The sequence below is a fragment of the uncultured Campylobacter sp. genome, from assembly GCF_938002845.1.
Taxonomy (GTDB): domain Bacteria; phylum Campylobacterota; class Campylobacteria; order Campylobacterales; family Campylobacteraceae; genus Campylobacter_B.
Window position 1 is genome coordinate 1 of sequence record NZ_CALKZP010000016.1, and the last position, 25,325, is coordinate 25,325.

At 49.0% G+C, this 25,325-nt stretch carries 23 protein-coding genes and 1 pseudogene; 5 read left to right on the forward strand and 19 right to left on the reverse strand.

What is annotated here, in order from left to right:
- Positions 1–820: 820 nt before the first annotated feature.
- From Q0224_RS02305 to Q0224_RS02355, 12 genes and pseudogenes are all read right to left on the reverse strand, one after another.
- Positions 821–1,582 carry a TSUP family transporter gene (locus Q0224_RS02305; protein WP_297948804.1) on the reverse strand — a complete coding sequence of 254 codons (762 nt, stop codon included), beginning with the start codon at positions 1,580–1,582 and terminating at the stop codon, positions 821–823.
- A 533-nt stretch (positions 1,583–2,115) separates the two neighbouring features.
- Positions 2,116–2,904, reverse strand: a complete 789-nt coding sequence (locus Q0224_RS02310) for a TIGR02757 family protein (protein WP_297948806.1) — start codon at positions 2,902–2,904, stop codon at positions 2,116–2,118.
- Positions 2,901–3,917, reverse strand: coding sequence for an RsmD family RNA methyltransferase (locus Q0224_RS02315; protein ID WP_366939495.1), 1,017 nt, complete (start codon positions 3,915–3,917; stop codon positions 2,901–2,903). Before Q0224_RS02315 ends, Q0224_RS02310 begins: the two co-directional genes overlap by 4 nt.
- Positions 3,915–4,289: pseudogene (locus Q0224_RS10945) on the reverse strand (RsmD family RNA methyltransferase); the annotation flags it as partial. The pseudogene Q0224_RS10945 and the gene Q0224_RS02315, both read right to left, overlap by 3 nt.
- On the reverse strand, positions 4,282–4,614 hold the full coding sequence (locus tag Q0224_RS02320) for a hypothetical protein (RefSeq protein ID WP_297948810.1): 333 nt from the start codon (positions 4,612–4,614) through the stop codon (positions 4,282–4,284). The pseudogene Q0224_RS10945 and the gene Q0224_RS02320, both read right to left, overlap by 8 nt.
- Positions 4,614–5,705: an SAM-dependent methyltransferase gene (locus Q0224_RS02325; RefSeq protein WP_297948812.1), complete on the reverse strand. Its 1,092-nt coding sequence runs from the start codon at positions 5,703–5,705 to the stop codon at positions 4,614–4,616. The genes Q0224_RS02320 and Q0224_RS02325 overlap by 1 nt, the downstream gene beginning before the upstream one ends.
- Positions 5,702–6,871, reverse strand: coding sequence for an acetylornithine transaminase (locus tag Q0224_RS02330; protein WP_297948814.1), 1,170 nt, complete (start codon positions 6,869–6,871; stop codon positions 5,702–5,704). Before Q0224_RS02330 ends, Q0224_RS02325 begins: the two co-directional genes overlap by 4 nt.
- Positions 6,868–7,485 (reverse strand): TRIC cation channel family protein, encoded by a 618-nt coding sequence (locus Q0224_RS02335; RefSeq protein ID WP_297948816.1) that lies wholly within the window; start codon positions 7,483–7,485, stop codon positions 6,868–6,870. Before Q0224_RS02335 ends, Q0224_RS02330 begins: the two co-directional genes overlap by 4 nt.
- Before the next feature lie 570 nt (positions 7,486–8,055).
- On the reverse strand, positions 8,056–9,102 hold the full coding sequence (locus Q0224_RS02340) for an alpha/beta fold hydrolase (RefSeq protein ID WP_297948818.1): 1,047 nt from the start codon (positions 9,100–9,102) through the stop codon (positions 8,056–8,058).
- 67 nt (positions 9,103–9,169) lie between these two features.
- Positions 9,170–9,757 (reverse strand): NUDIX hydrolase, encoded by a 588-nt coding sequence (locus Q0224_RS02345; RefSeq protein WP_297948819.1) that lies wholly within the window; start codon positions 9,755–9,757, stop codon positions 9,170–9,172.
- Positions 9,742–11,121 (reverse strand): magnesium transporter, encoded by a 1,380-nt coding sequence (gene mgtE / locus Q0224_RS02350; protein ID WP_297881046.1) that lies wholly within the window; start codon positions 11,119–11,121, stop codon positions 9,742–9,744. The genes Q0224_RS02345 and mgtE overlap by 16 nt, the downstream gene beginning before the upstream one ends.
- An 8-nt stretch (positions 11,122–11,129) precedes the next feature.
- Entirely contained in the window at positions 11,130–12,299 is a 1,170-nt protein-coding gene (locus Q0224_RS02355; protein ID WP_005871954.1) for a peptidoglycan DD-metalloendopeptidase family protein, read from the reverse strand.
- A gap of 139 nt (positions 12,300–12,438) precedes the next feature.
- Between Q0224_RS02355 and Q0224_RS02360 the strand changes: the two genes are divergently transcribed.
- Both Q0224_RS02360 and Q0224_RS02365 read left to right on the forward strand, forming a co-directional pair.
- Entirely contained in the window at positions 12,439–13,167 is a 729-nt protein-coding gene (locus tag Q0224_RS02360; protein ID WP_297948821.1) for a plasminogen-binding N-terminal domain-containing protein, read from the forward strand.
- Positions 13,160–14,542, forward strand: coding sequence for an FAD-linked oxidase C-terminal domain-containing protein (locus Q0224_RS02365; protein WP_297948823.1), 1,383 nt, complete (start codon positions 13,160–13,162; stop codon positions 14,540–14,542). The genes Q0224_RS02360 and Q0224_RS02365 overlap by 8 nt, the downstream gene beginning before the upstream one ends.
- A 632-nt stretch (positions 14,543–15,174) precedes the next feature.
- Here the strand turns inward: Q0224_RS02365 and Q0224_RS02370 are convergent.
- From Q0224_RS02370 to ilvC, 6 genes are all read right to left on the reverse strand, one after another.
- Entirely contained in the window at positions 15,175–15,861 is a 687-nt protein-coding gene (locus Q0224_RS02370; protein ID WP_297948825.1) for a tetratricopeptide repeat protein, read from the reverse strand.
- A gap of 781 nt (positions 15,862–16,642) precedes the next feature.
- A complete protein-coding gene (locus Q0224_RS02375) occupies positions 16,643–17,011 on the reverse strand; it encodes an EthD domain-containing protein (protein ID WP_297948827.1) in 369 nt (122 codons plus the stop codon).
- 446 nt (positions 17,012–17,457) lie between these two features.
- Positions 17,458–17,853, reverse strand: coding sequence for a Holliday junction resolvase RuvX (gene ruvX, locus Q0224_RS02380; RefSeq protein ID WP_297948859.1), 396 nt, complete (start codon positions 17,851–17,853; stop codon positions 17,458–17,460).
- A gap of 198 nt (positions 17,854–18,051) precedes the next feature.
- Positions 18,052–18,840 carry a DNA-processing protein DprA gene (locus Q0224_RS02385; protein ID WP_297948829.1) on the reverse strand — a complete coding sequence of 263 codons (789 nt, stop codon included), beginning with the start codon at positions 18,838–18,840 and terminating at the stop codon, positions 18,052–18,054.
- Positions 18,824–20,014, reverse strand: coding sequence for a divergent polysaccharide deacetylase family protein (locus tag Q0224_RS02390; protein ID WP_297948831.1), 1,191 nt, complete (start codon positions 20,012–20,014; stop codon positions 18,824–18,826). Before Q0224_RS02390 ends, Q0224_RS02385 begins: the two co-directional genes overlap by 17 nt.
- A gap of 13 nt (positions 20,015–20,027) precedes the next feature.
- A complete protein-coding gene (gene ilvC, locus Q0224_RS02395; RefSeq protein WP_297948833.1) occupies positions 20,028–21,050 on the reverse strand; it encodes a ketol-acid reductoisomerase in 1,023 nt (340 codons plus the stop codon).
- 137 nt (positions 21,051–21,187) lie between these two features.
- Here ilvC and proC point away from each other — a divergent pair, with 137 nt between their 5' ends.
- Together proC and Q0224_RS02405 are read left to right on the forward strand one after the other, a co-directional pair.
- Positions 21,188–22,165: a pyrroline-5-carboxylate reductase gene (gene proC / locus Q0224_RS02400; protein ID WP_297948835.1), complete on the forward strand. Its 978-nt coding sequence runs from the start codon at positions 21,188–21,190 to the stop codon at positions 22,163–22,165.
- Between the two features lie 457 nt (positions 22,166–22,622).
- The gene (locus Q0224_RS02405) at positions 22,623–22,874 is read left to right on the forward strand and encodes a hypothetical protein (protein ID WP_297948837.1); all 252 of its coding nucleotides are present in this window, start codon (positions 22,623–22,625) and stop codon (positions 22,872–22,874) included.
- Here the strand turns inward: Q0224_RS02405 and Q0224_RS02410 are convergent.
- A complete protein-coding gene (locus tag Q0224_RS02410) occupies positions 22,867–23,505 on the reverse strand; it encodes a hypothetical protein (protein ID WP_297948839.1) in 639 nt (212 codons plus the stop codon). The two genes, Q0224_RS02405 and Q0224_RS02410, sit on opposite strands and share 8 nt — an antisense overlap.
- A gap of 161 nt (positions 23,506–23,666) precedes the next feature.
- On the opposite strand from Q0224_RS02410, the gene Q0224_RS02415 reads away from it, so the two are divergent.
- A complete protein-coding gene (locus Q0224_RS02415) occupies positions 23,667–24,596 on the forward strand; it encodes a DUF4299 family protein (protein WP_297948841.1) in 930 nt (309 codons plus the stop codon).
- Positions 24,597–25,325: the final 729 nt, after the last annotated feature.

The window sequence follows — 25,325 nt, forward strand, 5'->3', positions numbered from 1 at the left end:
CGGAAACAGCGCGTAGAAATGCGGCTAAATTTAACCGGTGCGAGTGGATTTGGTAACACATACGGCAGCGCGATAAAACGATCTACAAGGTGGTATTTTAAAATTTTGCTGACGTAAGCGTATGAAGTTTTATAAGCACCGGCGCGATAATGCCGCGTGCTCGGCAATACGACTAAATTCTATCAATGGCGGGCAAATAAAATATATACGCGGGTAATACGGCGAAATTTAACTGACACGAATTAGACTAAATTTCATCGGCGACGCTACAGCAAAATCGGCATCATCGTCGCAGTAAGGTCGGTGCAATTGCAGCGAGTTTGTACGATGCTGTCGTAGTAGCAAGACCAACGTCGTCGAAGCGAGATTAGTGCGACACCGTGATAAAATCGGCACCATCAAAGTAAGTTTGGCACAACGCTACTACAGTAGCAAAGTCGGCTCCGTCGCAACGCGATCCGTACGAAGCTACGATAAAATCGAGATCACAGTGATAAATTGGCAGTGTTACGGCGAATTCGGCGCGACGCCATGATAATATCCACGTGCTATCACGGCAGCAAAGTCAGCGCCGTTGCAGTGAGATTAGTGTAACGGCGCGATAAAATCAGTGCTACTGCAGTCAACTAGGTGCGGCTCTACGATAAAATCGACGCCGCAGTAATAAAATCGACGCTGCCACAGCAGCAAGATCAGCGTCATTGCGGCATATCAGCGAGAGCTCATAAAATTTTACGCGAAATTTTATACGAAATCCTGTATAAAATTCTATGATTTTGCCTTGAGATCAGCCTACGATCGGCTCTCAATCGGTCTGTAATCAACTTGCAATCAGTCCGTAAAGTAGCTTTAAAATCGTGGCGGCAACGACGAGCAGAAGCATCTTGCGCACAAATTTCACGTCGCATCTCATCACTAGGCTTGAGCCTGCGAAGCTGCCCGCGATCTGTCCGACCGCCATCACCGCTCCGACGAGCCATAAAATTTGCCCACCGATGATAAAAACGCCCAAAGAGACGATGTTTGAGGTGAAATTTAAAACCTTCGTGTGCGCAACCGCCTTTTTCATATAAAGCCCTAAAATTCCAACCAGCGCAAACGTCCAAAACGAGCCCGTACCAGGGCCGAAAAATCCGTCGTAAAACCCTAAAACAAGCCCAAAAATCGCGTAAAAGCTCTTTTTTGACATCTTGGGTTTGGCGGGCGCTTCGCCAAGGTTTGGCGAAAAAATCATATAAAAGAAAAGCGCCAGCAGTAGGATCGGAATGAGGTAGTTTAGGAATTTCGCATCGATTAGGAGCAGGACATAAGCGCCGACGAGCCCGCCTATGAACGTAAAAATCACGCCGCGCAGGATCTCCGCCGCATCGACATAGCCCTTGCGGATGAAATTTAAAGCGGCGGTGAAGCTTCCGAAGCTGCCTTGAAATCTATTTGTGGCGATCGCTACATGCGGCGGAACGCCCACGGCAAGCAGCGCAGGCAGCGAGATCAGCCCGCCGCCACCCGCGATCGAGTCGATAAATCCGCCGAAAAACGCCGCCGCAAAAAGCACCGCGAACTGCCAAAGTTCAAGCTCCATCTTTGTCCTTTTCTCAAATCACACTGGCATGCGCTATGAGCGCCTGCCAGAATTCCGCGCAATTACGATCGCAAACCGCTCATGCACCGCAAAGTGCATACGAGCGCCTGCTAAAATTCCGTGCAATTTTATAAAATTTCGCGGAATTATATCGGATTTTGCTGCGCCTCTCTGCTTAAATTTTATGAAATTTACCGCGCGATTGCTGTTTTAGCTCCATGCAATTTATCGCGTCACGCACAAGCTGCAAAATTTCATAAAATTTAAGCAGCACAAGGCTGTGGAATTTTACCCAAATTCTACAAGATAGCCCTATAAATTTCGCGCATCTATCCGTGAAATTTGCAGAAATTTATGAAGCGATCTTTTGCTAAAATTCCATGAAATTTCGGCGTGTTGTACTTAAGGCGTACGGCAAATCCATAAAGCCAGCTCCGCTTATGCGGCAGCACAGCGCAAAATTCCGCCGTACGCCCGCTTCAAAGCTTCATAAAATTTCATCGCCCCGCTCGTATCAGATAAAATTTCGCCAATTATTCCGTAGTTTTGTCGGGGCTCGCGCTTAGTTCTGGTAAAATTTTATCTATCTCGCCGCTCTGTCCGAGGCGGTACAGCGCGAAGTCGTATTTGATTGGGTCGCTCGGATCGAAGCGTCTTAAGCTTTGCGTAAGCTGCAAAACAGCCTCGAAATCGTAACTCTTGCGATCGATCAGCCCAAGCTTAAGCGAAACTTTATGCGTGTGGGTATCGAGCGGGATGAGGAGGCGCGATTTTTCGATCTTTTTGTACAGCCCCAGATCGATGTCGCTGTCACGCACCGCCCAGCGTAGGAAAAGATTGTAGCGCTTATACGGCGATGTGGGCTTTTGCGCAAAGCCACGTCCGAAAAAAAACTCATACCCAGGGCTGCGGTAGGGATTTAATTTGTAAATCTCGCCGATTAAAAAATTTATCCCATCCTCGATCCGCCCGCTTTTTTGCATACCGCGAAGCACGCTCTCTTCGATGCTAAGGCTATTTTTAAGCCGCTTTAAAGTTATAAAAATTTCAGCGACGTCGCGCGAGCTTTGAAATCTATATTTTTTGCCCGCAAGCTCCGCGCTAATGCGCTCATCGCTCCCGTCTAAAAGTAAAAAATCAAGCGAGCGAAGGAATTTTAAAATTTGAGCCGCATTACCGTAAGCAAACAGCGCGCAGATGAGCGCTACGACGTCGTTTCGATGTCCCTTTGCGACCTGCAGCGGATCGGGCGCGCCGAAAAGATCCGCGTCGCAATTTTTCAAATCGGCGTAATAATCTAAAATCTGCTTTAAGCTTTTCATTTTACGTAGTAGCTCATCGTCGTAGCGCCGAATTTACGCGATTTAAGCAGCGCGAAATCGCCGATTTTAGGCGGCAGCTCAAGCTCGCTCATATGCTCGATCGCGATTAGCAGCTCGCACTGCGCGGAGCCCAGGCGCGCTATCAGCGCCAGCACTCGCTCGTAAATCTCGCCAAAACCCTGCCTGATCGCAAACGGCGGATCCAGATAGACGAACACTCTACGCGTGGGATCGAAGAAAGAATTTTCGCTAGAATTTACGGTATGGCTTTCGCTAGAATTTGCAGCAGAACATTTGCCTAAATCGTTTGCGGTAGAGCTTTCGCCTAAACCGCAGGATAAATTTTCGCGGGAGTTGGCGCCAGAATTTTTTCTTAAACCGCGGGTTAAATTTACGTTCGGACGCGAATTTTCTTTGCAGCTAGCGGCAAAATTGCCGTCAGAATTCGCAGTGGAATTTTTTCTTGAATCATAGACGAAATTTGCGCTTGAATGTAAACTTTTTCTGCAGCTAGAATCAAAATTTTCGCCTAAATTTAAGATTTCTTTTTCTTCGCAGTTCGCGCCTAAGCCCGCACCGTAATTTACACCAAAATTAGAGCTCTTGCCGCATTTTGAGCTTAAATTTACGCTACGATTAGCGGTCTCGGTGCCGCTTGCATCGTATTGCGAAGCGGAGCTCGCGTCAAACCTTTCGCTAAAGCTCGCGGCGTCCGTAGTTAGCGAATTTACGCAGTATTTTATACTAGAAGTGCCCGCATAATCGCCATTTGCGCCGCTCTGCGCGCCATTTTGCGCGCTGTCCGATATACCGCTTCGCATGCCGCATTTAGGCAAATCTTTCACGCCGCTTTGCGCGGCGCAGTATCTGTCCTCGCCCTGCTCTACGCTACTAAAGCTTTTGCGACAGCCCTCTTTTTCGCCGTCTAAATTTTTGCGGTAGGCGGCGGCATGGTTTTTGTCTAAATTTTTTCCGCTCAAATTTAGCGAATTTGCGCCCGAGCGTCCGTTCATATCCGCTTGCAGCTCGTGCAAAATTTCGGGCAGTCGTTCGAAGCAATCACCCAAAATCGCGTTTGCGCCGAGTCCGAAAAGCTCGAAATTTTTCCGCATTATCTTATGCGCGGCGACGTCCTTTTCGATCGCATAAACGTTTTTTGCGCCGTTGCTTAGCGCTTCAAGCGCCATCGCACCGCTGCCGCCGAAGCACTCGATAAACACCGCGCCGCGCAACTGCGCTCGCCACGTATCGAAAAACGAGCTTTTTACGATGCTTTTCGTGCTGCGCGTGCTCGAAAGTGCGGGCAGAGCGAGCTTTTTGCCCCTATAAATGCCGCTTGAAATTTGCGTAAAGAGCGTGCCGCCGAGCTTAGACAATTTAGCCATTTTGCCTTCTTAAAATTTCGATGATTTTTGCCTTGAACTCATCAAATAGCGCGCAAATCTCAACTTCTACACTCGCCGCATCGCATTCGCTAAAATCCCGCTTTAGCTCGCTTTGAAAATCCTCTAGCGTCGATAATAACATCTGCTTGGAAAACGGCAGCGCCAAATCTCCGTCCTCGCCGATTAAAAATAGCGGTTTTGCCGAGCTTTGCGGCTCATCGCTTATCACAAAATCGCAATCCTGCGCACTTGCGGCATGATCTTTTAAAAACAATTCCAGCGTCTTTTGCAAAATTTCGCAGTCGCAATCGATAAAAGCCTTCATCAAAGCCCCTTTTTAAATTTTATCATCTTAAATTTTTCGCCAAACTCAGCGCGCAGGTGATTGAACTGCAAAAGCGCGTTTAGGTAGCCCTTCTCGCCGCTTTTTTGCATAAAAAGCTCTAAAAGCTGGACCGCGCCGAAGTCTATGAGAGCCGCGATCTGTCTTTTGAAATCCGTCGTCACGGCGCCCACGTCCTCAAACGCTGCGCGCAAAATTTCAAAATTTACGTCGTAAGTAAGATCGCTCTTGCCGTAAAAATCGCTTAAGTTTTTCACCTCAAAGAAGCTAAAAACCTCGTGGTTTCGGTAGATCCGTAGGCTAAAATCGCCGCTAGCGCCCATCTGTCCGTAATCGAAGGCTATGAAATAAAACCGCTGCGCACTGGCGCAAATTTCGCGGGCGAAGCGAAAGTATCCGACCGGGATTTCGCCGCGCGATATGCCGAATCTGCGCGCGAGGGTTAAAATTTCACGTTCTTTTATGGGAGCAAATTTTGCCGCGCTGCTCTCTATAAAAAGCATATTTTCGCCGTCCACCGCCTCACATTTAAAGGCGTCGAAAAGCTCGTTTGCCACAAAGATCGCATCTTTAAATTTCGCCTCATGCGCGCTTGCAAAGTGCTTTAGCGCGATTTCGTCGCCGAAGCTCTCCGCAAAGCTCGCTCGCTGTAGCTCGCGCAGGCACTCGTGCGGCTCGATAATCGCAAAGCTAAATTTATCAAGCGCCGCCGCGCCGCCCAGCGTAAAGATAGCTTGCGCTATGTCGCAAAGCAGCCGCCCGTCGTGCGAGCCGATCTCTACGATAGCGATTTTGGCGCTATTTTGCGACTTTTTTGCAGGTGCAGCGTCTAAATTTAGCTCGCTCGCCGCAAGATTTTGCCGCGACCTATCTGGGTTCGCCGCGGCGTCTAAGCTTAACTCTTGCGTCGCGCAAAAATCTGCGCTTAGGCGTAAAATTTCGCGCGCGATGCAGATACCGAAGAAGCTCCCTACGCTTACGGCAGTGTAAAAATCGCCGCTCTTGCCGATTTTAGCGGTATTTGCGTAGTAGCTCTTGTTTAGCCAGCCCTCGAAAAAATCGCTAAATTTCACGCCCGCACTATCTCGTCCAGGCTCTTGCGTAGGCGCGCAAAGCCCTCTTTGATCTCCGGTTTTTTGATATTTAGCGCAGGCAAAAATCTAAGGGTGCGCTTGCCGGATTTTAGGATCAAAAGTCCGTTTTGTAGGGCTTTGTTAAAAATCTCGCCCAGATTTTTTTCATCGCGCAACACGAGACCTTGCATCAGACCGAGCCCCACGCGCTTTTCGATCAGGCTAGGATAGTCTGCGGCGAGCCCGTCTAGTTTTTTGATAAATCTTTTTATAGTCTTATCAAGCTTGCCGCTAGCTTTTAAAAACTGAAGCTGCGAAAGCACCGCAAGCGCCGTAGAGGTCGCCAAAAAGTTACCGCCGAAGGTGCTGCCGTGCTCGCCCGGAGCGAAAATGTTTTGCTGCGCCACGCACGCGCCGATCGGTACGCCGCCCGCAAGCCCTTTGGCAAAGGTGATGATGTCGGGGCGGATGTCGTAAATTTGCGACGTCGCAAACTCGCCCGTGCGATATACGCCGCACTGCACCTCGTCGGTGATCAAAAGCAGCTTTCTCTCTTTTAAAACAGCCGCCAGCCTTTGCACGCTCGCCTTATCCAGAGGTTTAATGCCGCCCTCGCCCTGGACTAGCTCGATCATCACGGCGACGCTGTTTTCATCGATATGCGCGATGATCTCCTCGATATCGTCGAAAAATTTAAATCCGGGCATATAGGGCGCAAAAATTTCCGGATGAAATTTCTCCTGCCCGGTAGCTTGCAGCGTCGCTAGCGTGCGGCCGTGGAAGGAATTTCGCAGAGTTAGAATTTCAAATTTCTTATTAGGGAAGTTTACGGTGCCGTATTTGCGCGCCATTTTGATCGCCGCCTCGTTAGCCTCCGCGCCCGAGTTGCAAAACACCGCGTATGTACGATACCCCAAAAGCTCGCTAATCTTTTGAGCCAGGGCTTCTTGGGGCAAAATTCTATAGATATTTGAGCCGTGGATGATCTGCGCGGCTTGCGTGCCGATCGCTTCAAGCACGATCTCGTTTGCGTGCCCCAGGCAGTTTACGCCGATGCCCCCGCCAAAATCCACGTAGTCCTTGCCCGTTTCGTCATAGACTATCGAGCCCTCGCCTCTTACCAGCGCCACGTTTACGCGCGCAAAATTATCCATCAAATAGTTCATTTTTTATACTCCACTTTAGGCAGATGCCAAGATTTGTAATAAGCTACCATGCGAAACGCAACTCCCAAAACCAGCAAAATAATCACCGAAGGGACGCCGCTAAGTCCCAATCCATCAAGCACGAAATATATCAAGCCCACGCCCATGCTTATCGTGCCGTAAAGCCCCGTATGCAAAAACCACGGCACTTCATTCAGCAGTACGTCGCGCAAAATACCGCCGCCCACGCCATTGCAAAACGCGATCAGCACCACGCCGAAAACGTTGTGATTGTAGCTTAGCGCAACCATCGCTCCCACGATCGAAAAGCTTACGACGTCGATCGCATCGGTTAGAATAAATAAAAATTTACCCTCCAAATCGCGGTTTTCGTAAAGCTTGGCAAAAATAGCTACGGCGCTTACTGCAAGCACGATCGTTACAGGCGCATAGTGCGTAAATGAGTAGATCTCGCGGCTTACTAAGGTGTCGCGCATGATCCCGCCGCCAAGCGCCGTCAAAAATGCCGCGATAAAGATCCCAAGCCAATCGCAGCCCTTCTTTACGCCGAATAAAAACCCGCTAAGCGCCGCCGAAGCGATACCTACGCACTCCGTAAGCTCTAAAATACTCATATCACAACCCGCTAAAATCCTTTTAAAAACGCATTTTACAACAACTAAATATAAATTTCGGTAAAGCGCGACGAGCGGGAGAAATTTAGGCGCGGCGGTATAAATTTAAAGCGGCGGATAAAATTTGAGCGCGGCGAATTAAAATCTACGCAGCAGAATTTTGTTAGGCAGGATTTTATGCGGCAGAATTCTACGCGGCTAAAATACGGCGCCGTCAGGGCGCAAATATAAAATTTAGACTTGAAATTTATAAACGGCTGCGGAGATAAAATTTCACAGAATTTTATCGCGGCTAAAACATACGACGTTGCAGTCTAGCGCAAATTTTAGTTTAAAATTTTCAGCACCTATGCGCTAAAAAGAATTTAACGCTACAAAGTCGGCTATATGCTTACACTAACGGCACATAAATTTTGATTTGAAATTGCGCCCCTGTTTTTGGCGCCGTGTTTCGCCGCTATAAAATTTCATCTTATTTTACGATGACCGAGCCCGCGCAGAATTCTACGTAAAATTTTAAAATTTAGCGGTCGAATTCTGCGTGGAATTTTACGCCGAGCTCCCGCTAGATTATTGCAGTCTTTCTTTTAAAATTTCCCAAATACCGGGCATTGTCAGTAGTCCGTTATGCCGCGCATCTGGTATTTCATAAAATAGATCACCCTCTTTAAGAGATCCCGCAAGATCGCGGCAGTGCTGCACGGGTATCAGCCCATCTGCGGCTCCGTGGATGAGCGTGATCTGCGTGCCGCGTGCCGCTTGCAGAAATTCCGCGGTCGGAATCTTGTATCGGATCAAAAATTTCGGCACGAAGGGGATTTTTTCGTGCGCAAGCCGCTCGAAACTAAAATATGGCGCGAGCAAAATCAGTCGCGCCGCGTCCCACTTCGCGGCCTGCTGCGCCGCGATGCCGCTTCCGATCGAGTAGCCGATCATCGCGAGCCCGTTCGGCGAATGCTGCGCCAAAACGTAGCGGCTCATCGCATCGGCGCTCGCCAAAAGCTGCTGCTGCGATGAAATTTTGCCGTCCGATTTGCCGTAGCCCGGGTAATCGAAAATATAAAAATCGTATCCCAAAGCCGCAAAATCCGCGCCGTATGCGCCCCAACCGCTCACGTCGCCGAAGTTGCCGTGAAAGAACAAAATCGCGCCTTTAGGCTCTGTTGCGCTAAATTTCAGCCCGTTTACCAGCTCGCCCTCAAACGGGATATTGATCTCTTGAAATTTTATCGCAGCAGCGTTTGCGTTATTGCCCGCTGTGACGTCCTGAGCGGCGTTTTCGCCGACGCGCTTGGCGCTAGTTTGAGCGCTTTTGTTTTTGATCTCGCCCGCTACGGCGCCGTTTTCTTTTACGCCGCCAATCGTCGAAGCGTTTTCGTCCGCGACGCCGCTTGTCGCCGCACCATTTTTCGTAGTGGACGTTGGTACGTCTAAATGCACGCCGTTCTCGGGCGCATTCACAAGTCCTGCAAATTCGGAATTTTCAAAGCTAAATTTGAAGTTTTTATCTAACGGCTCGCCCAAAAATATCAGCCGCTCCTGAAAGATATAAAGTCCCGCCGCGATCGCCGCATAAAGGCACGCCGCGATAACGCACAGCCTAAGTAAAACCCTCATCGCCGTCCTTTAAATTTAAAACCGAGACGCAAAAACGCGCGATGGCACACGAAATTCCATCTCGCCGCTAAGCTTTAAACTCGCTCAAAAACCACTGAAACGCCAAGATCAGCCCCGGCGCGCGCACGATCTTTTCGTCGAACATAAACTCTCGCGCCTTGGCTGCGGGCAGGTAGAAAAGCTCGATCTTCTCGCCGTCCACGCCGCCGCCGCGACCTAGCTTCATCGATTCGTCGATGCACGCGAAGTATAAAATTTGACGGTTCGCCGCAAAGCCCAGGGCGCTGTAGTAGCTCGTGATAAATTTCAGATCCTTCACGGCATAGCCAGTCTCTTCGAGTACCTCTTCGATCGCCGTTTGCTCCTCGCTGATACCCTTGTCCAAAATGCCCGCGCAAAGCTCGTAGGTGTAGCCCTTCTCGGGCGAATTTATTAAGCCTTCCTCTTGATAAAACCATACGCTGGGGCGAAACTGCTTGACGAGCAAAAGCGCGTCGCGCTGCGTATGATAAAGCAAAATCGAGACGCTATCGTGCACCTTGACGCAGTCCCACGCGCGCGCTACGCCGTCCATTTCAAAGCTTAAGCGAAAGGGTTTAACGAAATTTGAGCTTTTAAGCTCGGAAATTTTGAAATTTTTTATAGTAGTATCCACGTCGCAAGTCCTAAAAAGCTAAAAAATCCCACGATGTCCGTTACCGTGGTAAGCAGCACGGAGCTGCCGACGGCGGGATCGATATTTAATTTTTTAAGCGTGATCGGAATGACGGCGCCGAAAAGCCCCGCTAGCGTTAAATTTAGCACCATCGACATCGCAATTACTAGCCCCAAAAGCTTAATGCCGAACCAAAAATACGCTACAAACCCCATCAGCGTCGCAAAGATCAGGCCGTTTATGAAAGCGATCGTGATCTCGCGAAACAGAACCTGCTTTTTGTCTTTAAACGCTATCTCGCCCAGGGCTAAGCGGCGCACGGTTACCGTAAGCGCCTGCGTGCCGGTGTTACCGCCCATGGAAGCGACTATCGGCATAAGCACGGCGAGCGCGACCAGCTTTTCGATAGTGGCGTCAAAAAGCCCGATGATCGTGGAGCTTACGATCGCCGTGCATAAATTTACCGCTAGCCACACAGCGCGCGCGCGACCTGCTTTAAAGATCGTAGTCTCATCGTCTTCGGCTTCGTCATCGACGCCCGCGAGGTTGTAAATTTGCTCGGTGGCGCGCTCTTGGATGAGATCGTGGATATCATCGGCGGTGATACGCCCGATAAGCACGCCGTTAGCATCGACAACGGGGATGACGTTAAGGTCAAATTCTTCAAAGTCCTTGATTACGTCGTCGATCTTGTCAGTATCGGTGGCGAAGTGGATTTTGTTTTCGGCGCCGAATTTTTGTGAAATTTGCTCCAACGTGAGTGAAAAATCGTATAAAATCAGATCGGACGTCGAAAAGGTAGTAAGCAGATGTCCCTTTTTATCGAGCACGAAGAGCTGAAAGACATTCTCGATCTCATCCTTTTCGCGCATAACGCGCAGCATCTCGACCGCCTGCCCCAGGGTCTGATCCTGCCTCGCGCTAAAGACCTCGGTCTGCATATACGCGCCCGCCTCATCTTCGCTATATTTGGAGATAGTAAGAATATCGTGGCGATCGTCCTCGTCAAGCCCATAGAAAATCTGCTCGGCCTTGTCCTCGTCGATTTCGCCGATGTTTTGCAAAAGCTCCGCCTGATCGTCACTTTCTAGCTCCTCAATCGCTTTTACGATCTTTTCGTGAGGTAGAGTTTCGATGACGTCTTCGAGCATATGCTCGGGCATCTCAAGCGCAGCATCGGCAAGATCCTCAGGATCTAGCTTTTTTAAGAATTCTACGTATTTTTCTTCGTCATGCTTTTTTAGAGTTTTTAAATGCTCCGTAAGATCGGCGGCACTCAGCTCATGCTCAAGCGTATCGCCTAGATGCGCATCAAGAAGCGCTTTGGCTTCCTCGACGTCGTCCAGCTGCTCTTTATTTTCCATTTTTGGCCTTAATTTATCGTGATAAGCGACTCGTAGTTTTCAAATTTAGCCGGGTTTTTCGAGCCGTCTTTAGCCGCAGCCATTCTAGCGTCCATATCTTTGACGAGAGCTTTAAATTTAAGCTCCTCAGCACTTATGACGTTAGTTTTTTCAATCTTGACTACCTTAAGCGGATCTATAGCCTGCTTATTTTTATAAAGTCCGAAGTGCAGATGCGGTCCCGAACTAAGCCCGGTCGAGCCTACGTAGGCGATTAACTGACCTTGCTTGACGCTAACGCCTGCTTTTGTGCCGCTAGCAAAGCCGCTAAGATGCGCATAAAGCGTACTGATACCGCCGCCGTGGTTGATCTCTACGGTGTTGCCGTAGCCGTTTTTACGCCCTACGAAGCTAATCTTGCCCGCCCCTGCGGCATTTACCCTAGTGCCTTTGGGGGCTGCATAATCTACGCCTAAGTGCGCGCGATATCGCTTTAAAATCGGATGAAATCTTTTAGGGGTAAAATAGGATGAAATTCTAGTATAAACAAGCGGCGTGATAAGTAGAAAAGATTCGACCTTTTTACCGCTTCGGTCGTAGTATTTATCATCGAAAAAATATAGCGATTTGGGCTTTTTATTTTCCTCGATCATTCCTGCGGTGATATTTACTCCGCCAAAAGGCTTACCAAGGCGCGTTTTTTGCTCATACAAGATCACAAGCCGATCGCCCTTTTGCAGCTTTTTAAAATTTACCTCATTTTTAAAAACAAGCATAAACTCATTCGCTAAAGCCGCATTGCCCGTAGCTTTGATGATATCTTGATAGGGTGAGCTTTCGATCTGAATTCCTAAAGAGTAGCTGTTTTCCTCATAAACTATCGGAGTATAAACGAATCTAAAAGTGCCGAATTTATCGCGGTAGATGTGGATCTGAAGCTCCTCACTGACGGGGATTAGCAGCTGGGAGACACGACCTGCCGGATCACGCAAAATTTGACACTCCACGCCAGCTCGTACCTCGGCGGCAAGCTCCTGATCCTCTTTATCCAGGTCATAATATACAGACGCGGGGATGCCCGCAGTTTCCATAAATTGTAGCAGACTTACGCCATCGGGCCAGGCAAACTTCTCTACGCTGGGGTTGTTCGCAAAAACTACGCCTATCCACAGAAAAAGCAATATAAAAATTCTAGTCATATAAAAACCGCTTTGAAATATTATTTTAAGGCGGGATTGTAACGAAAAAACGCTTATATTTCGTAAATACCGCGGAATTTTATCGCTAATTTCAAAGTTTTATGTATAATTAGCCAAAATTTTATTCAGGAGTAGAATTTTGAAAAAAGCTTTACTTATTTTGAGTCTATTTTTAAGCGTGGCGATAGGGGCGGAATTTAACATGCCGCGATACGAAACCGCCCTACTTAGCGTAACTGATGGTTCGGGTGAGATCACAGATAGCCCTACGATTGCCGTAGGCAGCAGCGGAGTGGTGATGCATAATTTCGGTAGCGGCGCAAGCTCCATCATAGCGCGCGCAGTCGTGACGCAAAAAAGCGCAGGCAAGGCAAAGGTGCGATTTGAGGTCTTTGATATGTTAGCTCAAGAGGCGCTGCCACTGCCTAAAATTTTACCTGCAAGCGGCGATAAAGTGATCTTAAATTTCCTCTATGACCGCGCCATAATCGTCGCGCCTAACGCTGAAATTTACGAGCAGGTTATCAAGGCTTTTCCAAATATAAATTTTATCCACCCAGATCTTGGCGGCGCCTATCTTAGCTACAACCACAAGCCAAATCCCAGCCGAGACGATTTTCGTAAAATCTGCGCGCAAAACAGCGCCGGACTGATTTTTATCGCGATGGATAAACAAGGCGTATTTGCCGACTGCGGTAGTTTCAAGCCTTTGCGTACGTTCGCTAGCGGCAGCGTAGCTTATTATCAGCTGCCGTTTTACTCACGCGTGGGCGAGATAAAGACCGTCATTTGGGACTTTACTAATGGCCCGATCAGCGATTACGACAAACACTACCGCTATTTGCTGGGCTTAGACGGCGATGAATAGCGCCGCACGAGCGTTTTTTACAAATCTATTAGGCGCGGATAACGCCTATTTTGACGAGGCTCATCGCACAGCATACTGCTACGACGCGACGAAAAGACGCTGCCTGCCGGACGGCGTGCTTTTCCCGCGAAGTGAGGACGATGTCAGTCAAATTTTAAAATTTTGCAACGAAAATTTAATCCCCATAGTTCCAAGAGGCGCAGGTAGCGGTTTTACGGGTGGATCTTTAGCCGCAAACGGCGGAGTGATTTTGGCATTTGAAAAACATATGAATAAAATTCTAGAAATCGACATGCAAAATCTACTCGCCGTAGTCCAACCCGGCTGCATAAATATCGATCTGCAAAAAGCAGCCGCAGCGCGCGGGCTCTTTTATCCGCCCGATCCCGCAAGCCAGGATTATTCCACGCTAGGAGGCAATGTCGCCGAAAACTCCGGCGGTATGCGCGCCGCAAAATACGGCATCACCAAAGACTATGTAATGGCACTGCGTGCGGTACTGCCTAATGGAGAGGTGATCCGAACGGGTAAACGCACTATAAAAGATGTCGCAGGCTTCAACGTGGCAGGAATTTTAATCGCAAGCGAAGGCGCGCTTGCCGTCATCACCGAAATCACGCTCAAACTAATCCCGATGCCAAAGCTTAAAAAGACTGCGATGGGCGTCTTTCCTAGCGTAGATGCGGCAATGAATGCCGTGTATAAGACGATGGCTGCCGGTATCACGCCCGTGGCGATGGAATTTTTAGACGCGCTGTGCATAGCCGCAGTCGAGGAGAAATTTCATAAGGGCTTGCCAAGGGATGCGGGCGCGATTTTGATCTGCGAAACAGACGGCAATTTAGAAGCGGTGCTTTTGGAGGAGCTCGCACTCATAAAAGAAATTTTCGTTCAAAACGGCGCGAGCGACTTTCGCATCGCAGAAAGCGAAGAGGAGCGTGCGGGCATTTGGTTTGCGAGACGCAACTGCTCGCAGGCGATCAATATCTACGGCACGCTTAAGCTAAATGAGGACATCACCGTCCCGCGCTCGCAGCTGCCCGAGCTACTGCGCCGTATCGCGCGCATCGGCGATAAATACGGCGTGCGCGTGCCCTGCTTCGGGCACACGGGCGATGGTAATGTCCACACCAACGTCATGGTCGCCGACAAAAAAGATGAAGCTCAGGTGCGACGCGGACATGACGCAATCACCGAAATTTTCAAAGCTGCAGTTGATCTTGGCGGTACGCTCAGCGGCGAGCACGGCATCGGGCTAAGTAAGGCGGAATTTATGCCACTAGCCTTTAGTGCAGCGGAGATGGAGCTATTTCGCGCAATCAAAAGGGCTTTCGATCCAAAAGGCATCTTAAATCCCGGAAAAATGGGGCTTTAAATTAGGATCGTCATCCAACTTCTACGGTGATTTGAAATCGATTTATCCCACTTATCTCATCTAAAATTTTACTTTCTTACAATATGCCTACTTAAAATTTATCTTACTTGCAATTTAGCCTATTTACAGGCTACTTCGAGTTAGTTTTAAGCTTGATCTACCCATTTACAGATCGATTTTGCTTACTTTGCGATGAATAATTTTACTTGTTTATTGATAGATTCCCATTCCCTTGTGAATTGATTTTATTTACTTCGCAAATTAATTATCCCGTGCGATCTTCTTCGGATATTTTTGCCATATCAGCTGTGATTACATAGCTACTCGCTAGTTTGCGCAATTTTTTCTCTTTCAGGGATGCACTAAGATTATGATTAAATCCCTATATCGCGATGGATAAGTCTATGACAAGTCAAAATTCTGTCAATAAAATCCACAGCATAGATTAAATTCTAAACTTCCAAAATACTGAAATTTTAAAATCGCTATCCATCGCCATTATCGCAATATGCGGAATCTCAGCAATAAAATTTAAAGACAAAATTTCACGAAATTTCATAAAATCCCATAAAGCTCCGCAAAATTTCTATACTAATTTCGATCTCGCCGTATTATCTAGCTAGCCCTGCCATCTATTTGGTCGCATTAGCCTCGCTTGCATTTATTTTATTCATCGCGGCTACTACGTTGCAGCTAAACTCAGCTCCCAGCTTGCAGGCTTTGTCGTAGTAGATCATCGCCTTATCCAGATCCGGCTCTCCGAATTCCTTCTTTGAATACGCTAGCCCGACCCTCTGGCATCCCTCTGCCAAAGCAGCATCGCAAGATTTGAGGAAAAACTTAAGAGCGCCCTGATAGTCTTTTTCTTCGTAGCTAGCGACCGCAGCGTTTAAGCAGCCCTCGCCTAATCCCAAATCGCATGATTTGGCAAAAAATACGAACGTATTTTTCTTATCGGCATTTTTATAAGAGATTATCGCGGCGTTGTAGCAAGCTTTGGCGGCTCCCAGCTCACACGCTTTGGAATAAAACCGCGCGGACTTACCCTTATCTTTTGTAGTTTTATATAAATTTTGCTCGTCGTAATATAAATCCCCCGCGATAGCACAGCTATTTTCTAGCCCTGCTTCACAAGCTTTTTCAAACGGCTTTTTTGCTGCCTCATAATCGCGCTCCTCAAGCAAATATGCTCCATAGTCTTCGCACGAATTAGCCCTACCGATGCCGCATCCGACAAACGAGATCGCCTGCGGGAAAAATATCTGCGCGAGCAAGTAGGCTGCTACGATTAGTGCGGCAATCGACGCTAAAATTTTCATTTTTGCTCCTTTTAAATTTTAAAAATAATTATAGCAAAAAGCGAGGGGTAAAATTTTAATTTTTGATAATAGCTGTGAAATTTGCGGCGAAATTCCTACAAAATTTCTATCAAAATCCCAAGCAAAATTTTAAATAAAATTTTAAACGGAGCTTTGAGCTGAATTTCAAAAAGACAAATTAAAATTTTACTTGCAAGATTATTTTTATGGCTGGCTATCCCACTTTTTTACTCGCACGTCTATATGACTGTCCACGGCTATAGTATTTATAATAGGACTAAAACGTATTTAATCCTTGAGGTCTTAAGCACCTGCAGCCTCTGCAATGGCGATTTATCAGAGCGATAATTTAGTGCATAAAATATTTTGTCGCGTACCAAACCCGCGACAAGCATCTTGCCGCACCCTAGAAAACTTTTGAAAATTTCGCATTGCTGCTTAGAAATTTTAAAAAATTTTATGACACCACCCTTTAAGTTTTATCTTAGAAATAGGCTTTTCTATGCCAAAATCGCAAGCATAATGCACCTTTAGGCGTTTTGACTCAATACCCAGGATTCTTAGATCCACACCACTTAGATATATGAGCCTTAAAAATAACTTAGGCCGCGCAGTATCTGTATCGCGCATGTAAATTTCATCTATGTAGACTGCGATTGCGATTTCAGCCGAGCAAGCCCAGCTCGTAAAATTCTGCTAGTTTTAAAACCCAAATGCCACGTAGAATTCTATCCATTTAAAGAACTTTACTTCAAAATTTATTCACTGCAAGCCGCGCTCCCTAGCGCTCAAACTCTATCACAACCTCCTCCTCGCCGAACCACATCACGGAGTTCTTCATATCGCAAAACCTCGCCTCATCCGCCATCAGCTCCGTTAGCGCCGCTCGCGCTACCTCGCTGTTTCGTGCATCCGCAAACGCCTGCACGCTTTCATACCATAGCTCGCCCATCGCGTCGTAGCCAAACGCCGCCGTCTCGCGCCTGGTGCTCTGTCCCTCAATAAAGATGGGCATAGTTTTTGCATAGCGGACGATATTTAGTGCCTTTTGATTAGCCAAAACCTTTTGTGAATGCGCCGCCCAGTGTGCCACAAACTCCTGCTGCGTGATACCCGGCGCCTTTTTTACTAACATCGTGATCTTAAACATAACCGCTCCCTAAATGAAATTTATCGCAAATTTGCGCCCTATTCTATGATGCATACGCGTTTTTGCAATTTTGCTTAGCGTTCTTTGCGTCTAAATAGACCTTGAAAAAACTTAAATAGCAGCCGTGCGCGCGAGCACAAATCGCCAAAAATGCATAAACCTCGCCGATTAAAACTTAAATCGCTGTCAATCTCACTCGGTTTGACTGTCTATGGAGTAATTTTACGGCTACCGCCAAAATAAATTCCGCAGGCTCTTTGCGGGCAAATCAAAATTCTGCCGAGCTTTAGCAGACGATGAAAATTTTACCGACTTTTGACGCGCATAAATTCCGTCCGTTTAGGCGGGCAAGATAAAATTTTGCAAGCATTAAGTGATCGGCAAAACAGACGAGTGGCAATTCTTTCTTGCGCAGCTGCGCGCGAATTGCGTTGCTGCACGCGCGCCTAGCCCTTGCTCGCCAAAAACCTCTGCAAAATTATCGTCGCGGCGATGCTATCAAAGCGCGGATCTTTGCCGCCGCCTTTAGCGCCTTTGCTCGCAAACTCCGCCGCTTCGGCGCTCGAAAAGCTCTCGTCTTGGAATTTTATATCGCCGTCAAAATCCAGCAGCGAGGCGAAGTGGCGTATGCGCCTGCTCATCTCCTCCTCGCTCGCCCCGCCGCGCGGCACGCCCAGCACGAGCACGCTGGCGCCCTTTTCGCGCAGCAGCTCGCTTAGCTCGCGCGCGGCTTGGGTGCGGTTTTTGCGCAGGATCGGATCGCACGGAAGCGGCGTCTTATCGTCGGGTGCCGCCGCCACGCCGATACGTTTAAGCCCAAGATCGATCGCAACTATCAAAATTTTATCCTTTTTAATTCAGCTTCGGCAAGCCGTATTGATCTGCTCTGAGGCTTCGACACGACCTGCGGAAGGTAAAATTTTACCGAGCCGTCTTTTTTCTAAATTTAAACACCGACCGCGCAGACTACGCGCTATACAAACAAGCCGCACCGGCGGGTGGAGCCGATCAAACCGCGGCAAGCAAACGCCGATCATCGGCTATTTTACCACGATCTTTGCGCCTAAAATTTCGATCCTACCTTCAAGCTCGTATTCGTAAATTTTATCGCCGAAGCGTTCGATCGCCGCTTGCAGATCGGAATTTAGCGCTAAAAATTCCATCACCTCATCCTGTGCGCGCTCAGTGTTTTGCGGCGTCTGCGGAGCCAAAGACGCAACAAACTCGCCAAAATCCGCGATCAGCCGCGCCTGAGATTTTGCGAGCAGATCGTTCGTGCCCGCGCTCTCGTCTATGCGGTGCGGCAGCACGTAGACGGGTACGCCCATCTCGCGGGCCAGGCGCGCGCTTTGCAGCGAGCCGCTGCGGGGCTCTGCTTGAGCGACGATCAGCGCTTCGGACAGCGCCACGACGATGCGGTTGCGCTGCAAAAACTGAAATCCGCGCGCGCTTACGCCGTCCTCATACTCGCTAAGCGCGAGGCTGCGCTCGTAAATTTTGCCGATCATGGCGGCGTTTTGCGCGGGATAAATTTGATCAAGGCCGTTGCCAAAAACCGCGATCGTATTTGGAAACGCCCCTTCGTGCGCGGCTATGTCGCAGCCGATCGCCGCGCCGCTTACGACGCAAAAGTCCGCATCGCTCAAAGCACGCGCGAGGCGCAGGATCAAATTTTTGCTATAAACGCTCATTTTACGCGAGCCCACGATCGAGATGCGGCGCTTTTGTAGTAGCGCGGGCTCGCCCCTAAAATACAGCCGCGCGGGCTCGCTTGCGCCGAGCCTTTTTAAGCTTGGAATTTTAAAACCGAGCTCACTCGTAGTACTCATAAATTTCGTCCAAATAGACCAAATCGACCTCGCCTAGGATGTCGGCGCTGTTTGCAAGCGCGCGCAAAGTGGAGCTTTTGGGATGGCCGATAGCGATGGCGTAACCCTGTTTTTTAGCAAGCGTCACGGCTTCGCGCAGCTTTTTGCGCACCGCAGCGACGCTGTTTTGATTATCTAAAAACACATCGCGATGTACATATCGCATACCAAGCCCGTTCATCGCCGCCTTAGCCTTGGTAGCGGGGCTCGTGCGCGAGTCGATAAATAAAAATCCATGCTCGTTCATCGCGCGCAGTAGGTTTTGCATCGCGCGCTCGTCGGCTGTAAATTTAGAACCGGTGTGGTTGTTTATAAATTTAGCGTTCGGAAAGTCCGCGCGCAGCTTGGCTATGACGCCGCGCAGCTTCTCGTAATTATCCGAAGTTCGCAGCGTTGCGGAATTATTTTTGGCAGAGCTCGCCTCCATCGGCAGGTGGATCGCGTAATGCTCAAAGCCGCGAGCGAGCGAGCGCGTGTCCTTGCGCTGATACTCGGGCGGGAAGATGGACGGCGTCACGCGCACGGGCAGTGCGGCGATCTTCTGCGCCTGCTCGTCGGTGCCTACGTCGTCGATGATGATCGCTAGCTTTGCGCGAGAGCCTGCGGGCAAAGCCTTGCGCGGCGATTTAGAAAGATCGTCTGCACCGCTAGAAGCGTGGCTTTGCGCGGTAGAATTTATGGAATTTTCGGGCGCGGAATTTGCAGCGGTAAAATTTACGTCAGATCCGTCGCTCGCCGAATTTGCGGCGGCGGAATTTGCGGAAGCCGTATAATTTACGGAATTTTGAAAATTGCCGTTTGTAGAATTTTGTCCTGCGGAATTTTGCGATGCGGGCTCTACGGGAAGCTTCGGCGTAGTTACGTTTTGCTCGGCGATCTTATCAAGCTCCTTTTGAATCAGCGCTTCCTTCTGTGCAGCGCTTAAATGCGGCTTTTTACTGCGAGAATCGGAATAGCTTTCGGGAGTTTGTTTGCGCGAACTTTGCTGCAACGCGGCTTTATTGCCCGAAAATACGAGATCCAAAACCGCGTAGGTAACCGCACCGCTTAAAAAGCATAAGATTACGACAAAGGCGATCGCTATGTAATTGATCGGGCGCTTTTTGCGGCGCCCGCGCGGATTTGTATTAGCCAAAGCTCAGCCGAAATCAGTTTTTATCTTTGTTTATGAGCTTACCCTTGGCGATCCACGGCATCATCGCGCGAAGCTTCTCGCCGGTTTTGCTAAGCAAGCTGTTTGCCGTGATGTTGCGCTCGGCGTTCATCCGAACATAGCCCGCCTTGCGCTCGAGGATGAAGTCTTTTGCAAATTTGCCGTTTTGGATCTCCTTTAGCACCTCTTTCATCGCCGCTTTGCTGCTTTCGTTTACGACGCGGTTACCGCTTACGTAATCGCCGTATTCTGCGGTATTTGAGATCGAGTAGCGCATATCGGCCATACCGCCTTGATAGATGAGATCCACAATCAGCTTCATCTCGTGCTGGCACTCAAAATACGCCATCTCAGGCTCATATCCCGCCTCGACGAGGGTCTCAAAGCCCGCATTAATGAGCGCGCAAAGTCCGCCGCAAAGCACAGCCTGCTCGCCGAAAAGATCGGTCTCGGTCTCTGCTTTAAAAGTCGTTTCGATGATGCCGGTGCGGCCGCCGCCGATCGCGCTTGCGTAGCTTAGAGCAAGCTCTTTGGCTCTGCCGCTTTCGTTTTGCGAAACGGCGATCAGCATCGGTACGCCGCCGCCGCTTACGAACTCGTTGCGGACGGTGTGGCCCGGGGCTTTCGGAGCGATCATAATGCAGTCGATGCCCTTTGGAGGGACGATCTGTCCGAAGTGGATATTAAAGCCGTGCGCGAACGCGATCGCGTTGCCCTCGCTTAAATTCGGCTCGATCTCCGCTTTGAAAATATCGCCTTGAAACTCATCGGGCGTTAGGATCATTACGACGTCTGCGGCCTTCGTAGCCTCGCCGACGCTCATTACTTTAAAGCCCTTTGCCTCAGCCTTGCTCCAGCTCGCGCCGCCCTTTTTAAGACCCACGATAACTTCTACGCCGCTATCTCGCAAATTTTCGGCGTGAGCGTGTCCCTGCGAGCCAAAGCCAATCATAGCGACCTTTTTAGCCTTAATCAAACCCAAATCGCAATCTTTGTCGTAAAAAACATTTATTGCCATAACGCATCCTTTTTTAAAAAATTTAGGCAAGATTGTAGCTAAAATTTGCTTTTATGCAGATAAACCGCGCGCCGCAAGGGCGGATAAAGAAATTTTAAGCTATCATTGAGGCATAATTTAGCTTTGAAGGAGCGAAAATGAAAGTGGGATTTATCGGCGGCGGAAATATGGGCGAGGCAATGATCGCAGCACTTTGCGGAGCCGGTGGACGAGATTGCGCGGCGAGCGGAGAAAATTTTACAGAGGATAAAAAAAATTGCACGGCGGGCGAAGAAAATTGCGCGCACGGCGGGCAAAATTCTATGCCCGATACTCAAAGCTTTGCGGCTTGCGGGCAGAATTCCGCAAATTTAGAGCAGAATTTTGCGAGCCGCAAACGTGATTTCGCCTGCGCGCAGCCCGCCTCCGATACGAAGTTTCAAGTCCTAGCTTATGCTAGAAGCAAAAACGAAGTCTTACGCAAGCGCTACGGCGTGCAAATTTTACAAGACGAAACGCAGCTGGCGCACGAAGCGGATATGATCGTGCTCGCGACCAAGCCCGCTAGCTACGAGGGGATTTTGCGCCTGATCGCGCCGGAGCTTGCGGGCAAAATCTTGCTTCTTTTGGCGCCGAATTTCAAGCTGGAGTGCGCCCAAAATATCGTAGGTGCGGACGTTTTCGTGGCTCGCGCGATGCCAAACGTCGCTGCGGGTATCGGCGCGTCGGCTACGGCGCTGTGCTACGGCGAGTATTTTGATGAGGCTAGTCGGGAGATCGTACGAGCCCTGGCCGCCAAAATCGGCAAATTTTACGAGATAGACGAGTCGAGCTTTGCCGCATTTACGGGGATCGCAGGGAGTCTGCCTGCGTATGTGTGCGCCTTTATCGAGGCTGCGGCGGATGCGGGCGTGCGTGGCGGACTACCGCGGGCGCTGTGCTACGACGCGGTAGCGGCGGCGGTAGAGGGCACGGCGCGTCTGCTGCAAAGCGGCAGGCGCCCATCGGAGCTCAAAGACGCGGTCTGCTCGCCTGCGGGCACGACGATAGAGGGGCTGGCGGCACTGGAGGCGGCTGGGTTTCGCGCAGCGGTAATGGCGGCGATCGAAGCGTGCATCGTCAAAGCTCGCAGTTAGCCTCGTCGCACCTCGTCGGTTTCGGATTTCAAACATAGCGCGTTTGCTGGCGCGCTAGCATTGGGATTCTGTGCGGGCGTTCTCTAGCAAAATTTTGCCTTATCTTTAAATCGAATGAGTTTGCCCGCTCCTGCAGCGGCGGAATTTACGAGCCTTATGGCTAGCGAGCCGGTAAGCTCGTATTGCATTTAAATTTTAAAATTTAGAGATTTTGGGAAATTTTAATTCAAAATTTCGCTCTTAAAATTCTAAATTTGTAGGATTATAAATTTAGCGCTCGCAGCAGGGCAAAATTTTGATTTTTAGCGGCGCGAGCCTACGTCCACAACCATTAAAATCAAAATTTAGCGCAGCATAGTAGATGCGCCCGCGACTGCGAACTTGCTGGATAAAAAATCAAGCCAAGAACGCAAGCGCTAAAAGAGTGCGTCCTGCGCTGCGGTCTTGCGAGATACAAATGCAAGCCGCGAATTTCATCGCTCGCGCAAAGAGCAAAGCAAAACTAGCCGCGGAAGCATATTTTACTACCAGAGCAAGCCGCATCAAAACGCATTTCGCCGCCCCGGCGAGCCTTAAATTTAAACTACGCTTCGCCGCCGAGCTGCAAACCAAACCTGTGCTCCAAACCCTGTCAATCTGCGCAATAAAATTTGACTTTTCATCCGGTCAGAACTTCGCACGCAAAACCGCGATAAGCAAGATCAGATAAATTCCTTCTCTAAAGGCTGCTTCGCGTTGCCGTCTGCGTCAAAAAGCACCCGCCCGCAGACCTCGCAAACCTCGTCTCTAGGAGAGGGCTCGTCCGCATCCAGCTGCCACGCGGACATCTCGCCGCACTCACAGTTTATGACGTAAAGGATCTGCCTTTTGCGGCGCTTGCCCCACGGCGCGATATCCCAAAATAGCTCCTCGCGCTTGCCTAGCTTTTTAAAATCTTTCTCGGCGTCCTTGTGCGCGACGAGCAGATAATAAGCGTCGCTATGAAGATCCAAAGTAAAGAGCCTAAAATTGCTCTTCTTCAGCGCCTTTTGAAACTCGTTCATCAAAAATAGGCTCGCATCGCCGCGCTCGAAACCCTCTTTTTTCGCTTCTTTTTCGAGCTTCGCGTAAATTTTATCGCACTCTAGAGCCACGCCGCTTTGCAATGCACCTAGCCTAGAGCTGATAAATTTGCCTGCGTCTCCAGTCTCGTCCTCGCCGACCCAGTCAAGCATCCAAACAAGCCCTTTTCCGATAAGCGCATCCAAAAACTCGCCGTCATTCATCTCGCCCGTTTTCTCAAAACCGCCCGTCTCGCCCGCCGTCAAATGCTTTAGGACGCAGCACTGATCCTTCGTCATCTTCGCTCCTTTGATTAAATTCGCCGCCTATGCGACCCACTTAAATTTTACTCTCAAAAAGCTTTAAGCTTACTTTTCGCAACTCCTTACGCCGCAAATTTAGCTCGCGGCGGCGGGTAAAATTTCGCTATAATTTTGCCAATTTAACAAAGGAGAAAACGATGAGCGTAGAATTCCGCGTCAAAAACAAAAAGCGACCGCTATTTATGGGGTATTCGGACGCTATGAGCGTTAGCAAGGCATTGGAGCTCCTGCCCGATCTATCGGTGTTTGGCATAGATGAGAGTGCCGAGGACTTTGGCGAGAGGGCGTTTTTAAAATCGCCTTTGAGCGAGTATGAGTGTTTGATTTTGGGCGTGCGGGGCAAGAGCGGGCGCGGGATGGAGCTAAGATATGACGAGGAGCAGCAAAGCTACGCCGTGCGCGTAAATACGCCCGCGACGGTCTTTGATTGGGTTTTAGCAATCTCGTATCTGCAGGCGCTATCTAAGCAGCTAGGAAGCGAGATCACGGATGAAAACGGCGAAATTTACACTCACGACAGGATAGAGCAATTCGACTACGAGCGCGATATAGCGGCGGGGCTACATTCGATAGATCAGCACTTAAACGGCGATACGGAGGTAAATTTTTGCTACGGAGTAGAGAGGCCTTTTGCGATAAACCGCGCGATGATGGATGAAATTTTAACCTCATACAACCCCTCTGCCGAGTTTAGCAAGCGACTAACCGAGGTGCAATATCTCGACGCTTACAGCGCGCACCAGAGGTTTTACCGAAATGGAGATGACGGCACAATAATGGGCTCATACGCGCTCACGCAGAACCTGCCCACTATCCTGCCCTACAAGCCGCTTGTGGAGTGGCAAAACGCGGAGATGCTGAAAAATAGCGACGTAGCGCGCTGGCAGATCGCGCTCATAGGCATAGAGGGCGACGAAAACGACCCAGGTAACTACCGCGCGATCGCCGAGCTGGAATATGGCGAGTTTATCGCGCGGCTGCCGAAGCAAAACTACCGCTTCATCGATGCTAGCTATATTTTGGTGGGTGGGCTAAACGCTGAGCAGCTAAAGGCGCTGGCAGACTAAATTTTACTTGCGGTGAAATTCTACAGAATTTTATCGAGGATTGACGCCGCAAAATTTAAAGCCATCGAGGCTTAACGTTGCAAATCTAAAGTAGCAGAATTTGTGGTAAATCTCGCGGCGGGCAAAATTCTAAAAGGCGGAATTTTATCGCGATGAGATATTTTAGGTTTATCACGGTAAAATTCCGTTGCGATAGAATTTTACCGTCATATGGTTGACGCGCTAAACAGTGCCCGACCGAAAGAAGCTAAAGGCGATCTGTTTCTCGAACGATCCCGCGATGAAAAAATAAATATTATCGTATCTTACGGTATTTACACAGCAAACGACGCTTCAGGTGGAATCTTAGATCAGCTTTAATAAACGGGCGTGAACGAAATTAAGGAAATGAAATGGATAAAAAAACACGAACAAGAACATTTCTATGGCAATATATGATCGTGGTAATTTTTATAATTTTAGGACTATTTTTAATAAGCGGATATTACAATATCTATTTTTTTCTTTATTGCGGCTTGTGTATTTATTGCGGTCATATATAGGTGCTCTCCGCTTATTAAAATTTTTAAGCAACAAGGCTTATTTTTTATCCTTTTGGGTTTAAACATCTTACTTTTAGCTAACGGCAAAGACTGGAACGAAGGCTCTATGAAAAGCTCATTTTATTATATTCCCGCACTCGGCGAGCTTACCGACACCTTATATGGTTGGCTTTTATTTTCGGCTTTT

Bases quoted from the DNA above. Each gene is read 5' to 3' on its own strand.
- Q0224_RS02370 (WP_297948825.1), bottom strand. From the start codon at position 15,861: ATGAAAATTTTAGCGTCGATTGCCGCACTAATCGTAGCAGCCTACTTG.
- Q0224_RS02355 (WP_005871954.1), bottom strand. From the start codon at position 12,299: ATGACTAGAATTTTTATATTGCTTTTTCTGTGGATAGGCGTAGTTTTT.
- proC (WP_297948835.1), top strand. From the start codon at position 21,188: ATGAAAGTGGGATTTATCGGCGGCGGAAATATGGGCGAGGCAATGATC.
- Q0224_RS02375 (WP_297948827.1), bottom strand. From the start codon at position 17,011: ATGTTTAAGATCACGATGTTAGTAAAAAAGGCGCCGGGTATCACGCAG.
- Q0224_RS02305 (WP_297948804.1), bottom strand. From the start codon at position 1,582: ATGGAGCTTGAACTTTGGCAGTTCGCGGTGCTTTTTGCGGCGGCGTTT.
- Q0224_RS02410 (WP_297948839.1), bottom strand. From the start codon at position 23,505: ATGACGAAGGATCAGTGCTGCGTCCTAAAGCATTTGACGGCGGGCGAG.
- Q0224_RS02320 (WP_297948810.1), bottom strand. From the start codon at position 4,614: ATGAAGGCTTTTATCGATTGCGACTGCGAAATTTTGCAAAAGACGCTG.
- Q0224_RS02385 (WP_297948829.1), bottom strand. From the start codon at position 18,840: ATGAGTACTACGAGTGAGCTCGGTTTTAAAATTCCAAGCTTAAAAAGG.
- Q0224_RS02315 (WP_366939495.1), bottom strand. From the start codon at position 3,917: ATGAACGGACGCTCGGGCGCAAATTCGCTAAATTTGAGCGGAAAAAAT.
- Q0224_RS02330 (WP_297948814.1), bottom strand. From the start codon at position 6,871: ATGAACTATTTGATGGATAATTTTGCGCGCGTAAACGTGGCGCTGGTA.
- ilvC (WP_297948833.1), bottom strand. From the start codon at position 21,050: ATGGCAATAAATGTTTTTTACGACAAAGATTGCGATTTGGGTTTGATT.
- Q0224_RS02365 (WP_297948823.1), top strand. From the start codon at position 13,160: ATGAATAGCGCCGCACGAGCGTTTTTTACAAATCTATTAGGCGCGGAT.
- mgtE (WP_297881046.1), bottom strand. From the start codon at position 11,121: ATGGAAAATAAAGAGCAGCTGGACGACGTCGAGGAAGCCAAAGCGCTT.
- Q0224_RS02340 (WP_297948818.1), bottom strand. From the start codon at position 9,102: ATGAGGGTTTTACTTAGGCTGTGCGTTATCGCGGCGTGCCTTTATGCG.
- Q0224_RS02405 (WP_297948837.1), top strand. From the start codon at position 22,623: ATGCAAGCCGCGAATTTCATCGCTCGCGCAAAGAGCAAAGCAAAACTA.
- Q0224_RS02335 (WP_297948816.1), bottom strand. From the start codon at position 7,485: ATGAGTATTTTAGAGCTTACGGAGTGCGTAGGTATCGCTTCGGCGGCG.
- Q0224_RS02310 (WP_297948806.1), bottom strand. From the start codon at position 2,904: ATGAAAAGCTTAAAGCAGATTTTAGATTATTACGCCGATTTGAAAAAT.
- Q0224_RS02415 (WP_297948841.1), top strand. From the start codon at position 23,667: ATGAGCGTAGAATTCCGCGTCAAAAACAAAAAGCGACCGCTATTTATG.